Here is a 13637-nt window from a genome sequence, read left to right as displayed (position 1 = left end):
GCATAAGAAAAATAAGACTGCTTATTAGCAGCCTTAATCTTCAATTCTAGCACCTTTTTATTTAAGTGTGTTTCTCAAAATATTTAAGTGGAAAGCAACTTCTTATTTTACTAATTCATATTACTGACATATTCTTCTCCTTAGTCTTGTTCAATAAGTTTCATTTATATTCTTTAAAGATAAGATTGAAATTTCATTAATGGTCTATTTCCTTATCGGTAAAGATATGTAAACATAGAAAGACATCAATAAATATACGTAAATTTTAAAATATAGTATTGATAAACTAGTACCGAATTGGTCTAAAGATGAAAAAATAGGCTATAAACTTATAAATGCTAGAGCAGAAACACTCTCTGAAAAACCTTCATTTCGGAACGCCTTTCAGAAAAGACGTTGTCTAATAATTGCCGATTCATTTTATGAATGAAAAAAACACCCGAACGAAAAATTCCAATGCGAATTAAATTAAAATCGAATGAACCCTTTGCTATGGCTGGATTGTGGGAATCATGGAAATCACCACTTGGGAATACTATTTTTTCATGCACGATTATAACAACTAAAGCCAATTCATTCATGTCTACAATACACGAAAGAATGCCTCTCATTGTTAAACCTGAGGATGAAAAACTATGGCTTAACCCTAGAAACTCACCTAATTCTCTGTTTACTCGAATCATACAACCATATGCTGATGATTTAATAGAAGCTTACGAAGTATCTTCTGACGTAAATTCAACTAAAAACAACAACTCAGATTTAATTAAAGAAATTTCTTAATGTCTTTATTATACAACAATTCAATAAAATGGTATCATTTTACTATAGTAAAACTAGGAGTGGTAACATGATGTTATTCAGGTCTATTGGATTATGTGTATCTGTTTTCGGTGCGATTATACTATGTGTATGGTCTTTTTTTCTACATACCTCCGAATATAACCAATTAATAAGAATAGTCGGTGTACTATTATTGTTAAACGGTATCATTTTTCTCCCCAATAATTCGACAAAGAAAAAAGTATAAATCTGAAATACTTCATTCGAATTACCCACACATCCCAGAAGATACATATTAGTAAATCTATGATAATTTACAAAAACGAAAACATCTTATCATTTGAGTTGCATTCCAAATCAACTTCAATTGGCGTCAATAGGATGACTTACAGTACATTCTTACATCTAGTTTTGCACTCTTGAATTTTAAAAAGAGATAGAATAATACTATCTCTTTTTGTATTGTTAGAATATATTACGTAGAACAACAATCGACCTATTCAAGATTAGCTCATCGTATGAAGATAAAAATTTAAATCAGCCTCCAAATGCTTTTTCATTAAAATCTCTGCTGTTTGACCATCTCTTGCAAGAATGGCATTATATATTTCTTCATGCTCTTCAATTAAAAACGGACGATTATATATGACAACTGTCTTCCGAAACAGATAAATGATAGACTGCATTCGATCTATAATATCAATCATAATGGGATTATTACTCGCTTTAACAATATCATTATGAAAGCCTTCATTCGCGACCATTATCTCTTCTTTTGTGCCTGTTTTACCTATCAAAATATATTCATAGAGTTTTTTTATTTCCTCTTCTTTTAAGTAAGTAGCTGCACAATTCGCAGCATAACCTTCTAACAGAATTCGTACTTGGAACATATTTCGTAAATCTTTCTCTGTAGGAATGACAACTCTTTTTTTAACAATTAACCCTTCAGACTCCAATTTTCGAATGGATTCCCTAATAGGTGTTCGACTAACTCCTAATTCAGTTGCCAATTTATCTTCTACAATTTTTGTACCACCTGGCATGTCTCCATTTAAAATCTTATCACGTAAAATTTCATAGCACTGGTGATAGGCTGAATGAAAGTTTTTATTATTTGTCATAGTACATCACCTCGGTCTTCTTTTCTGAAATTTGTTTATTTTATTTATTAGTATATATGATTCTGTACTAGAATCTTTAATTATTCTAAATAACAGATTCTATCTGTTCACTTTGCTTACTACTTACTCACTGTGAGTACTTAAATTTATCTATTTTCCTGCGGATCTACTCTCATTTTTTCTTAGTGAAATCTTTTATAACGCATAACAAAATTTTTAAAATAGATTAACGCAAGCCTATTATCAGCCCTACTATATTAACAAATTTCCAGAAAAAAAGCATAATTGAATAAGATTTTAGCTAAAAAGTATACATTTCAAACAAAATTGTATACAAAAATAAATTAATTGTATATACTAATCTTACAATTCTAAATTGTAAGCGTTAACACCATAGATGCTTTACAACAAATAGAAATTACATCAAGGGGGATATAACATGACAAAAAAAATTGGCTTTATCGGGTTAGGAATTATGGGTAAACCTATGGCATTGAATTTAATAAAAGCTGGACATTCTCTTACAGTAAATGATTTGAATTCGGAAGCTGTTAAAGCTTTACAAGATGCAGGTGCCACTTCAGCATTATCTCCAAAAGAAGTTGCAGAACAAAGTGACTTCATCATTACAATGTTACCTGCTTCTAAGCATGTACAAACTGTTGTCTTAGGTGAAAATGGCATACTAGCTGGAGCTAGAGTTGGTTCTACTATTATTGATATGAGTTCAATAACTCCTGCCACTACTACTCTTTTAGCCGAGGAGGCAGCCAAACTAGGAGTAGGTTTCTTAGATGCCCCTGTTAGTGGTGGTGAACCAAAAGCAATTGATGGAACATTGGCCATTATGGTAGGTGGTAAAGAAGATGTTTTCGAATCAGCTAAGACAATCCTCTATAATATGGGAAAAGATGTTACATTAGTTGGTGATACTGGTTGTGGAGTTACAGCTAAGCTAGCAAACCAAGTAATTGTTAACTTAAACATTGCTGCTATGTCTGAAGCTCTTGTATTAGCAGCCAAAGCAGGAATTGATATTGAAAAAATGTATAAAGCAATACGTGGCGGACTTGCTGGTAGTGCTGTATTAGATGCTAAGGTACCTCTTATTCTCGATAGAAACTTTGTACCAGGTGGTACAATGGCTATTAATATGAAAGATATTACGAATGTAATGGATACAGCTCATGAAATGGATGTTCCTCTTCCTTTGTCTAGTCATCTCTTAGAAATATTTCATGCATTAAAAGCTGATGGAAAAATAATGGATGATCATGGTGGCATTGTTCAATATTATGAAAAACTAGCAAATATTGAAGTGAGGGGTTCAAATAAATGAGTACAAATAAAAGATTAGTTGAAGAAGCCTTTAAAAGCATCCTAGCTGTTGATAGAATGGTTGTCGATGAGTTATTAGAAAATGCTTTAAAAACTTTAAACAAAAAAATCATTGTACTTGATGACGATCCAACAGGTGTTCAAACAGTACATGACATTTCTGTCTATACGGATTGGACGTTAGATAGTTTAGAAAAAGGATTTGCAGAAGACAATTCTATGTTTTTCATTTTAACAAATTCACGTGGATTTACTGCTGCTGAAACGGAAGATGTACATAGAGAAATTGCTTTACATGCAGTTGAAGCAGCCAAAAAAGCGAATAAAGAATTTATTATAATTAGCCGTGGTGATTCTACATTAAGAGGACATTATCCACTTGAAACCAACATATTAAAAGACACAATTGAATCTAACTCAACTATTACTTTTGATGGCGAAGTAATAATGCCCTTCTTTAAAGAAGGTGGTCGATTTACGATTGATAACATTCATTATGTGCAAGAAAATGACTATTTAATTCCAGCTGGCGAGACAGAATTTGCTAATGATCGTACTTTTGGATATACTCATTCACATTTAGGAGAATGGGCAGAAGAAAAATCAGAAGGTGAATATAAAGCTGATCAAATGATTTATATTTCTTTAGAAAGTCTTCGTAATCTTGAACTAGATTCCATTGAACAACAACTATTAAAAGCGAAGGATTTCAATAAGATTATTGTCAATGCAGTTGATTATATTGATGTGAAAATTTTCGTTACTGCCTTAATAAATGCCATGAACAAAGGGAAGCATTTTATGTTCAGAAGTGCTGCCGCTTTAACAAAAGTTATTGGTGGAGTTAGTGATAAACCGTTACTGACAAGAGAAGAACTCATTGATGAAAATTCGACTAATGGTGGGTTAGTGATTATCGGTTCGCATGTTAAAAAAACGACCGAACAGCTTGAGGAATTACAAAAATCTAATGTCATTGAATTTTTAGAGTTTAATGTTCATCTAGTTCTAGAACCAGAGAAATTTGATAAAGAGCTTACTAGAATTATAGAAACAAGTAACCGCCTTCTTAGCGAAGGAAAAAATGTTGCTGTATTTACCAGAAGAGAGCGACTGGACCTAGGAGAAGGTAAAAAAGAAGAAGAATTAAAGTTATCCGTTCAAATTTCTGATGCTGTCACTAGTATTGTAAAAAGATTACAAGTGAAGCCAAGTTTTATCGTTGCCAAAGGCGGTATTACTTCAAGTGATATAGGAACAAAAGGTCTTGAAGTAAAACGCGCAACTGTTGCTGGACAAATAAAACCTGGAATACCAGTTTGGACTACAGGAGATGAAAGTAAGTTTCCGGGAATGGCTTATATCATTTTCCCTGGTAATGTTGGTACGAAAACAGATTTAAAAGAAGTTGTTGAAATGTTAAATAAGAAATAATGAAGTACATCTATGATTACAGCGAACTTAGAGGATAATGACTAACTTTTATAGTGAGTCATCCTCCCCTAAGTAAGGGAAAAGAGGAGAATATGCCAATTATATCAGTCACCATTGGGGTTGCTTTACTATTATTATTAATGGTTGTTTTAAAACTAAACGCATTTGTTTCTTTAATTGTTGTTTCTTTGATTGTCGGGATATTAGAAGGCATGTCCCCTATCGATGCAATGGCTTCCATTCAAAGTGGTCTTGGTTCCACTCTTGGAAACTTAACTATGGTTATTATCTTTGGAGGAGTTCTCGGAAAGTTAATGACAGACTCTGGTGGAGCTCAAAGAATTGCTACTACACTTATTAACGGCTTTGGACAGAAGAGAGTTCAATTAGCAGCAGTTGTTACCGCCGCAATTGTCGGAATTGCCCTATTTTTCGAAACGGGAGTTGTAGTATTAATACCACTTGTATTTACAATTGCGACTGCTGCTCGAGTTCCTGTTCTGTACATCGGAATGCCTGTTATTGCTGCTTTGATTACAATGCATGGATTTGTTCCACCTCATCCAGGACCAACTGCAGTTGCTGATGTCTTCGGAGCTAATATTGGTAAGACATTAATATTTGGTATCATTATTGCTATTCCATCTCTCATTCTAGCTGGTCCACTTTATACGAAATTATTCAAAAAAGAAGCATTAGAAATAGAAATTCCAAAAGGATTATTTAATCCTAGAGAATTTACTGAAGAAGAAATGCCTAAATTCGGTATCAGCCTTTTTACCGCTCTATTACCTGTTATACTAATTGCACTACAAGCATTCGTAGAAATATTCGCACCAAAATCTACTATCATGCCAGTTGTCGATTTTATTGGAAATGCCAATGTCGCACTATTAATTTCTGTAGTCGTTGCCATTTTCACGTTTGGTCTTAACAGAGGTAGAAAAATGCCAGAAATCATGCAATCTCTGACTGAATCTGTAAGCGGCATTGCAATGATCTTATTGATTATCGCTGCTGGTGGAGCATTTAAACAAGTTCTAATTGATAGTCACATCGATCAATATATATCAGATATAATGGCCGGTTCTACTTTATCACCTTTACTACTAACATGGTTAATAGCTGCACTATTAAGAATAGCAGTAGGTTCTGCGACAGTTGCAGGTATGACAGCTGCTGGTATTGCAGCACCACTAGTTGCTTCTACAGGAGCTAGCCCAGAATTAATGGTGTTAGCTGCAGGTGCAGGAAGTGTTACTTTCTCACATGTAAATGATGCGGGATTCTGGATCTATAAGGAATACTTCAATCTAACAATTGGACAAACCATAAAAACGTGGTCAATTATGGTTACAATTATTTCTTTAGTAGGTCTTGGAGGAGTATTACTATTAGATTTATTTATGTAATTAAACTGAACAAGTAACTTCTAGTCAAGATGACTATATGAATACTACTTGATCAAATTCTTAACTCGTAAACTATTACCGCCTCCCTGTTCAAAAGAGAGGCGGTATATTTATAAAAATGATAGGAGGATAATACATGCCATTCGTCTCGATGACTGAATTGTTACATAAAGCATTTCAGGAAAAATACGCAATTGGACAATTCAATGTATACAATCTTGAATGGGCACAAGCCATTCTTTCTGCTGCTGAAGAAGAAAAATCACCTGTTATTCTTGGAATTGGTGAAGCTGGAATTACTCACATGGGTGGATTAAAAACAGTATATATGACACTTAAGGGTTTATTACAAGATATGAAAATATCCGTACCTGTTGTTTTACATCTTGATCATGGAGTTTCTTTTGAAAAATGTAAAGAAGCCATTGATATAGGCTACTCTTCCGTTATGATTGATGCTTCTTATCAGCCATTAGAAACCAATATGGAAATAACAAAAAAAGTAGTAGAATATGCACATGCTAAAGGAGTTTCAGTTGAAGCTGAACTAGGATCAGTTGGTGGTGAAGAAGAAGGTGTTATATCCGAAGGTGTTATCTATGCGGATGTTCATGAATGTAAGTTATTTGCCGAAGAAACAGCGATAGACTGCCTTGCTCCCGCATTAGGATCTGTCCATGGTCCATATAAAGGTGAACCTAAGCTAGGATTTAAAGAGATGGAAGAAATTAAAAATATAACTAACCTTCCATTATCTTTGCATGGTGGAACAGGTATTGCTGTAGTAGATTTGAAAAGCGCTATATCACTTGGTACATCGAAAATAAACGTAAACACTGAAAACCAAATGGCTTTTACTAAAACAATTCGTGAGGTTTTAGCAGCTGATTCAACCATGTTTGATCCACGGAAGTATATTCAACCAGGACACGAAGCAATTAAAACGACTGTTAAGAATAAAATTCGAATCTTTGGTTCAAATAATAAAGCTTAAATTTGATATTAAAAAAAGGAATCAAAGTTGCCTGATTCCTTTTTTATAACGTCTTTTACTTAGACAATGTAAAGCTAACCAAATTACGCTCATTATTGTCTGTAATTACAGCTACAGCATCAGTCATTTTTTCCTGCAATAGGGCAAGCTTTTGCTTTGAAGGAGCTTTTGTATATTTAGAAGGTGTGTCCTCATCAAAACCAACGCTATAAAACAAATCAAAGTCTCCTACTTCATTCTCTTTTATGTATGATATACTATTTCTTCCTTCCCCACCTCTGTATCCGTTGGTTTCTATAAATACATTAAAACCTAACACTTCCTCAGATGCTTGAATTAAATCATCATTAGGTATTATTTTCATTTGTAAATCTTTTTTTATATTTTTCCCAATATCAGAACCCGCGTTTTTGAGTGCTACTTTATAATATAATACGATCGGTTTATATAAATGTGTAATTCCTTTCTCATCAACAAACGCTTCAGCACTATCTCCATACTTCCCTATTTTCACCTCAGAACTAACCATCTCTAACGATATTTTTGTTTTATTTCCAATGATGATTAAAGCTATCATGACAAAGACAATAAATAAACACAGCTTTTTCATTGATATCCATCCCTTTCCGGTTCAACTTTTGCTCCATTTGATTCAACTTTCTTGAGAAACGGTTCAACTTTATGGTCAAACGATTCAACTTTCACTTATTTTGGTTCAACTTGTGATTCTATCAAGTTTCTTATTAAAAACTCATCCATCTTTTAAATGTTAAATATAGAAATTTACGTTTATATTTCGTAACAACCTCATCAGTTACAAACAAACACATAAAAAACACTTCTTGATTATCGATTAGCTGATTTATAGCTGGGGATATGTGCCTAATGATATGATTTTTAGTCGTAGAAAACTCAACCACTTCTCTAACAATACTTGAATCCATAGGTGCTTTATGAATCACCTTTTGATTATGTGTTACATTCCCTCTGTTTGCCGTAATGACAGTATCAGCACCTTATTTCTCGATATCTTTACACATAGATAAAGGTCTACCAATTGCAGCTACAACTTGATAACCTTTACTCTGCAAATCATTTATTACCTCTTTCGTCTTACTTGGAATACTGCCTTTCTCATAGTGGCTAAGTATTTCATCAATATCGAAAAAAATCATTTTATATTGCATACATATCCCCTTTTAGTTCAAGAAAAGCGCTCGATTATTTCTTTCATTAATAATTCTACCTTCATCCCTACAACCCTTTTTCCATTCAGCTAAAATAGGATTCTGCAAATGAAGAAGCCTCCCTTATTCTAGTTATCAATCTGATTTGGATAGGTTTCTTGCAAAAATTTTACCGATTGAATTATTAAGACTTTTAAGACACTAACATCTATGTCAGCTACTTTATTTATGTACACACATGCTTTCCCAGAGGTATGTTTACCGAATTTCTCCAATAACTCCTCTCGTTTCTGGTCACCTGTTGCGAAATAAAGACTTATTTTAGCCTTTCGAGGCGAAAAGCCAACTAAGGGTGCATCTCCCTCATGACCAGATTCATATTTATAATGATATTTACCAAATCCAATAATACTTGGTCCCCACATCTTAGCCTCAAATCCAGTAACTTCCGTAAAAATATCTAATAATCTGTAAGCATCCTCTCTTTTTTTAGTGCTTTCAATATTTTCTATAAACTCAATGACACTAGTATCCATTTCTTTTGTTATTGGTTCATACATTGCTAGAATCACTCCTTAAGTATGTGTAGATTTTCCTTTAAAAAATACAACAGTCCTCCATATAAGATAATTGAAAATATCGGTTTTATTGTTAAATAGCACCACACCAGAACTTAAAGAAAAGCTAAATTAAGGATCTCTTTATCTTTTTTCTACCTCTTGATAATCGTTGATAGACCGTATCTGTTGTTAAACCTAAATCCATCGCAATTTCTTCCGTATCCTCTTCATTTAGATATCTTCTAATAAATATCTCTTTATCTCTTTCATTTAAAGTTTTAATGAGTTCTAAAAAAGGTTCATTCACCTCGTTTTCATCTGTACTTTGCCTCATATAAACGGTTTCATCTAATGCTAACTTTTTTATTTTCTCTTTTTCTTTTAAAATCAATCGCTTTATATTTCGATACAGAAATAAGCCAATGCTGAAACAGCGCTTTATCTTCATCATAGCTATCAATGTGAAACCATAAAGTAATAAAAACATCATTTACAATTTCATCAATAAAAAACTTATCTTCTTTATTGGTCAAAACAGAGTGAATAACTTTTTTATTAAAACTGTATATTGAATAATTGCGTTATGAAGTGCAGAAACTTCTTTATTCCGAAGACCTTGTATAATCTGTATTTCCTCCATTTATTTCACAATCTTTAGACTTTGATGTTTGCTCATCATTTATTAGAACCACCTTACAAATATATAAGCAAAGATGCATGCAATTCCTAACCAAAGATAAATATATTCCCTCGTATTTTTCTTAGTTGATTTTTTATCCCGACACAATAATTTTACTCCTTTCTTCGTAAGTGGATCATACAATATTTGGAATAGAGGCTCATAGTGATAGTCGGGACAATATAGTAAAAAATCATGGTACTTCTTCCTTTTTATCTGATATAAAGATACTCTGTTCCTACATGAAGTGCCGTTTTTATCTCCTCTTATCCTCTAATTCATACTCTCGTAGCGTGCCTGATTCCATGTCACTATCTAATAATGAAACAAAAAGTCTTTCTGTTGTGATCATAACAATCGAATTAATATTCATACTTAAAAAAGGGAGCACGCCAACGCCAACCATTACTGCTATTCCAGATTGAGCAGCTCGGACATGCATGTTTTCTAATCCCATTACATGTAAGATCTTCATCTGATCTTAATTTTTGACTAATGAATTCTCTAGCTTCACGCTCTAAAATTGCTTTACCAATAAACTCTGTACGCATATATAGTTCGTTATCTTTTATATCCTCATTTACAGTTGCATATTTATTAAATTCCTCTTCTGAATACGTATGAACATCGACCTTTCTGATATTTTTTAGAAATTTAGTAAATATCCTCATTTATTAACTTCTATTTTTCATTAGATAACTAACAAAAAAGCTGTTATAATGACAGCTTTTCCACCTTATATTCTACCTATTTGTAGAGCTTTCACCCAATCTAGTCGCCCGTTTTTTTCACTTTGTACTATCGCGGAATTTCTAACATAGGGGATATGTATTTGCTCTATATACCACTCATCTTCTTGTTTTGTAACAATAGTATATGGAGCAAAAACTGAACCTGACTCCATCTTATGATAAATAGGTAATTCATCTTCATATGCTGGTAATCCAACACTACCTGGGTTAATAATTATTTGATCATTAGGTAAAAATACCACTCTAGGAATGTGCGTATGACCGCAGAAAATGATTTTCTGAGAAATTCCTTTTACCATCTCTAAAATTTCTTCCGTGCGTTTTAAAGTGGATCCAATTGGACTCATTTCTTCTAATAAATAGGTCTCATCACTAGTTGGAGTACCATGACAAAAATAAAAATCTTTCGTTTCCAAAAAAAGGGTAAATGAGCAATCCATTCTCTATGCTCTTCCTTTATAAGCGATTGTACATAGTGAACGGTTGGATTATTAGACTTTTGATCTAATAATATACGATCACCGTTCCCCCGTATGTTAGTCACATTATATTTTACTAAGAGATCATATGTCTCTATTGGAAAAAGTGGCCCATATAAACTATCGCCTAAATTATAAATCATCGAAATTCCTCGTTTGTCTATATCTAATAATACGGCCATTAATGCAGCTTTATTTCCATGTATATCCGATATAATAGCAATTCTCAAATTTCAGTCCCCCCTTTTCTATTTAATGGTATATTCTTTTGTGTTATAAAGGCTATTCAAAATAAAAAAACGACACGAAAAGTAAGTGCCGTTTCATAAAATGACAGTATCTTTTTATTCCATGGAGATGAAGTCGAATCTATAAAAAGCTACTTTATTATCTATCATCCAAAACTCTATGGTTTTTTGTTTCTTTTTATCGATGTAACCAACGATATTCATCCCTTGCTCAAAGCGATTATAATAATTTTTGCCATAGTTTTTTATGACATCATTCTTTGAATCGCCAAGTTTTATTCCTCGTGCGGTTGCTAAGTGCTTATCTGTTACTATGAATCTTGTAATCATCCCTTGCTTATCTGTTGCGATTTCTAGACCTTCTCTAAGCATATAATAGTTATAGTCAACAACATCTCTACTTTCTCCTGAGATTTCTCCATATCTTGCAGTTATTTTTTTATCATTGATATTTTCATTTAAATGAATCCCTTCAACTCTTTCATTATGTAAATCCGTATTCTTCGTTATCAAATGATGATAGGATCGAGGAAAAATATGCTGAAATGAGAATATCAACAGAAAAAAGAATAGCAGAAGAAATACGAAGAGTCCCAACAGAATCATACTTTGCTTTTTTATCATATTACTCTCCCAATTAATTGTCTTACATCCCTTGCACTGTTTTACTCATTCTTCTCGATATTCTAAAATATCACCAGGCTGGCACTCTAAAGCTTTACAGATGGCTTCTAAAGTGGAAAATCTAATTGCTTTAGCCTTGCCATTTTTCAAAATAGATAAATTCGCCATTGTGACTCCAACTTTCTCAGAAAGTTCGGTTACACTCATTTTTCTCTTTGCTAACATCACATCTATATTTACAATAATTGCCATGTTCTCACCTCAAATTGTTAACTCATTCTCAGATTTGTATTGTAATGCTTTTTTAAACAGTTCTTGTAGAACCGCTGCAAAGAATGAAATGACAAGTGTTGTAAAGATGATAATAAGACCAATAATTGCTATTCCAGGATGTAAAGCGTTTACCAATGCTAGAAAAACTATTCCTAAAACATAGATCGTAAGAATTGTTATTGCACAATTCTTGATATAGCCTAATGAAATGACAGATAATTTCGAAAAAGCATTTTCTCCTTCCATATATCTAAGTAGCTTCCATGCTTGATACAAAGAAAAAGTAAAGGGAATTACAGAAATATATAGCCCTAACAAAACTGGAATTTTTAAATAGGCATAGTCTGGATTCATCTCTGCCGTGTTATTTGCAATAGTAGGTAACCAAAAGATACAACATACGAAAACGATCATTCCGATGAAAAAAATAGCGATCTTTAGAAATGAAATTGTATTTCGCTTCATTACATATTCCTACTTTCATTTTTTCATTATCATACACCGATGCTTATTGTTTATCAATGAATTTTTGTTATTTTACATGAAAATTTTATTGTATATTCATATTTTGCTTCAGCCAACTTTATGCAGAAGAATTAAAATAAGAGTGGTTAATTAATAACCACTCTTATACTTTATTGTTTTATTATTTTGATAATTGTCTACCTTTTAACCATTCCGTACACTCAGTATATCTGTTAAAATCCTCTACCCATAGGTCATTATGGCTATTATTAATCCCTACAATACGACCATGGTCGATTGTAAAAAACAAACCATGTGGTTTACCTGTTTGAATAATTTCAGCAGCTTCTTCATTAGAGACTTTCATAATATCCAATCTAATCACCCTTTCGTATCTTATACATTAGTTAATGCCCGATAAATACAGGATATAAACATATGGTAACAATTATTCATCCATCTTACAATTATACAATTTTTTGTTCACAAATTTGTTACTGTATTATTTAACATTTTTCGAATTTTATGATTTAACTGTACCTTTTTCTAAATATTTTTGAAAATTAAATTGCCGTACCTATTCATTAATATTATGTAACGTATTAACAGAACTATGTAACTTTGTATAGGAATTTAATTCTTTCAAATTAAGTTTTACATTATCTATTGCATCAAAAAAGCTTTTAATTCCATAATATTTACAATATTTTCATCTTAATATACAATTATTGTTGGATATTTTATTAGAATTTATAAAATCATAGCAAAGCACTAACTGTAGATCAACCTATTAACAAGGCAAGATTATTACAAGGAGCGATATGGTGGATTTAATCAAAAAGCAAGAAAAACGAATCTTCATTACACTCGTTTTTCTCATGATTCTCTCTAATACAACACTTACTAATGATACTGTTAAAGATGTATTCTCGGTTATTACCCTTTTGAGTGTTATTATGATCCGATTGATTATCCTATACAATAGCAGGAAGAAAATAAGACCGAAACAGATTGTTAAATGACAGTCTGTTTTTTTGCCGTTGTACATCTTCCCTTACCTAATATCCATTCTAGTCTTTTCATTTAAAACAAAAAATTCACCTTCATAACTCTTACACAAATTAGTTAGTTGTTCATTTTACTCTACTATATGAATAACCACTAGATGGCAGTATTTTATGTAATAAACTGTCCGGAAATACATCTTCATCACACTGGTTTACCTCATATTGAGAAATTCTAGTATTGCCTTGTTGAAACTCCTTTGGATTTTCAACATATGGGT

Annotated in this window: 19 protein-coding genes and 1 pseudogene; 7 read left to right on the top strand and 13 right to left on the bottom strand. The window is 32.4% G+C overall.

Translation table 11 applies throughout. The features are described from left to right. Positions 1–286: 286 nt before the first annotated feature. Positions 287–783: pseudogene (locus tag BN349_RS24505) on the top strand (SOS response-associated peptidase); the annotation flags it as partial. Positions 784–850: 67 nt separating this feature from the next. Then, positions 851–1030 carry a hypothetical protein gene (locus BN349_RS26020; RefSeq protein WP_148335085.1) on the top strand — a complete coding sequence of 60 codons (180 nt, stop codon included), beginning with the start codon at positions 851–853 and terminating at the stop codon, positions 1028–1030. Positions 1031–1289: 259 nt separating this feature from the next. Here the strand turns inward: BN349_RS26020 and BN349_RS20800 are convergent, their stop codons facing one another. Beyond that, positions 1290–1907 carry a GntR family transcriptional regulator gene (locus tag BN349_RS20800; protein WP_019244240.1) on the bottom strand — a complete coding sequence of 206 codons (618 nt, stop codon included), beginning with the start codon at positions 1905–1907 and terminating at the stop codon, positions 1290–1292. Between the two features lie 439 nt (positions 1908–2346). Here BN349_RS20800 and garR point away from each other — a divergent pair, with 439 nt between their 5' ends. The 4 genes from garR to fba all read left to right on the top strand — a co-directional run bounded on the left by garR (position 2347) and on the right by fba (position 7085). After that, positions 2347–3246 carry a 2-hydroxy-3-oxopropionate reductase gene (garR, locus tag BN349_RS20795; protein ID WP_019244239.1) on the top strand — a complete coding sequence of 300 codons (900 nt, stop codon included), beginning with the start codon at positions 2347–2349 and terminating at the stop codon, positions 3244–3246. Beyond that, the gene (locus BN349_RS20790; RefSeq protein ID WP_019244238.1) at positions 3243–4679 is read left to right on the top strand and encodes a four-carbon acid sugar kinase family protein; all 1437 of its coding nucleotides are present in this window, start codon (positions 3243–3245) and stop codon (positions 4677–4679) included. The genes garR and BN349_RS20790 overlap by 4 nt, the downstream gene beginning before the upstream one ends. 92 nt (positions 4680–4771) lie before the next feature. Continuing rightward, positions 4772–6091: a gluconate:H+ symporter gene (locus BN349_RS20785; RefSeq protein ID WP_019244237.1), complete on the top strand. Its 1320-nt coding sequence runs from the start codon at positions 4772–4774 to the stop codon at positions 6089–6091. Positions 6092–6227: 136 nt separating this feature from the next. After that, positions 6228–7085, top strand: coding sequence for a class II fructose-1,6-bisphosphate aldolase (gene fba / locus BN349_RS20780; RefSeq protein ID WP_019244236.1), 858 nt, complete (start codon positions 6228–6230; stop codon positions 7083–7085). A gap of 55 nt (positions 7086–7140) precedes the next feature. Here fba and BN349_RS20775 read toward each other — a convergent pair whose 3' ends face one another. From BN349_RS20775 to BN349_RS20720, 12 genes are all read right to left on the bottom strand, one after another. Beyond that, a complete protein-coding gene (locus BN349_RS20775; RefSeq protein WP_019244235.1) occupies positions 7141–7695 on the bottom strand; it encodes a hypothetical protein in 555 nt (184 codons plus the stop codon). A gap of 406 nt (positions 7696–8101) precedes the next feature. Beyond that, a complete protein-coding gene (locus BN349_RS25570; RefSeq protein ID WP_019244233.1) occupies positions 8102–8272 on the bottom strand; it encodes an HAD family hydrolase in 171 nt (56 codons plus the stop codon). Positions 8273–8400: 128 nt separating this feature from the next. Next, a complete protein-coding gene (locus tag BN349_RS20755) occupies positions 8401–8832 on the bottom strand; it encodes a DUF1801 domain-containing protein (protein ID WP_019244231.1) in 432 nt (143 codons plus the stop codon). Positions 8833–8956: 124 nt separating this feature from the next. After that, the gene (locus tag BN349_RS26505; RefSeq protein WP_269719706.1) at positions 8957–9223 is read right to left on the bottom strand and encodes a sigma-70 family RNA polymerase sigma factor; all 267 of its coding nucleotides are present in this window, start codon (positions 9221–9223) and stop codon (positions 8957–8959) included. Continuing rightward, on the bottom strand, positions 9177–9365 hold the full coding sequence (locus BN349_RS26500; protein WP_232423588.1) for a sigma factor: 189 nt from the start codon (positions 9363–9365) through the stop codon (positions 9177–9179). The genes BN349_RS26505 and BN349_RS26500 overlap by 47 nt, the downstream gene beginning before the upstream one ends. A 508-nt stretch (positions 9366–9873) precedes the next feature. Further along, a complete protein-coding gene (locus BN349_RS20745; protein WP_019244230.1) occupies positions 9874–10182 on the bottom strand; it encodes a hypothetical protein in 309 nt (102 codons plus the stop codon). A gap of 65 nt (positions 10183–10247) precedes the next feature. Continuing rightward, positions 10248–10703, bottom strand: coding sequence for a metallophosphoesterase family protein (locus tag BN349_RS27000; RefSeq protein WP_442852745.1), 456 nt, complete (start codon positions 10701–10703; stop codon positions 10248–10250). Beyond that, positions 10616–10972 carry a metallophosphoesterase family protein gene (locus BN349_RS26995; protein ID WP_425457668.1) on the bottom strand — a complete coding sequence of 119 codons (357 nt, stop codon included), beginning with the start codon at positions 10970–10972 and terminating at the stop codon, positions 10616–10618. The genes BN349_RS27000 and BN349_RS26995 overlap by 88 nt, the downstream gene beginning before the upstream one ends. 114 nt (positions 10973–11086) lie before the next feature. Beyond that, positions 11087–11614: a hypothetical protein gene (locus tag BN349_RS24485; RefSeq protein WP_019244229.1), complete on the bottom strand. Its 528-nt coding sequence runs from the start codon at positions 11612–11614 to the stop codon at positions 11087–11089. Between the two features lie 45 nt (positions 11615–11659). Further along, complete coding sequence (locus BN349_RS20730; RefSeq protein ID WP_019244228.1) at positions 11660–11866, bottom strand: helix-turn-helix domain-containing protein; 207 nt, start codon at positions 11864–11866, stop codon at positions 11660–11662. Positions 11867–11875: 9 nt separating this feature from the next. Then, positions 11876–12352 carry a DUF2975 domain-containing protein gene (locus BN349_RS20725; RefSeq protein WP_019244227.1) on the bottom strand — a complete coding sequence of 159 codons (477 nt, stop codon included), beginning with the start codon at positions 12350–12352 and terminating at the stop codon, positions 11876–11878. A 181-nt stretch (positions 12353–12533) separates the two neighbouring features. Beyond that, complete coding sequence (locus BN349_RS20720) at positions 12534–12728, bottom strand: hypothetical protein (protein ID WP_019244226.1); 195 nt, start codon at positions 12726–12728, stop codon at positions 12534–12536. Between the two features lie 448 nt (positions 12729–13176). Here BN349_RS20720 and BN349_RS20715 point away from each other — a divergent pair, with 448 nt between their 5' ends. After that, on the top strand, positions 13177–13374 hold the full coding sequence (locus BN349_RS20715) for a hypothetical protein (protein ID WP_019244225.1): 198 nt from the start codon (positions 13177–13179) through the stop codon (positions 13372–13374). Positions 13375–13637: the final 263 nt, after the last annotated feature.

Origin of the sequence: Bacillus sp. AP8 (assembly GCF_000321185.1) — a bacterium.
Taxonomy (GTDB): Bacteria; Bacillota; Bacilli; order Bacillales; family DSM-1321; genus Bacillus_AD; species Bacillus_AD massilioanorexius.
This window is presented reverse-complemented; position numbering and strand designations above follow the sequence as displayed.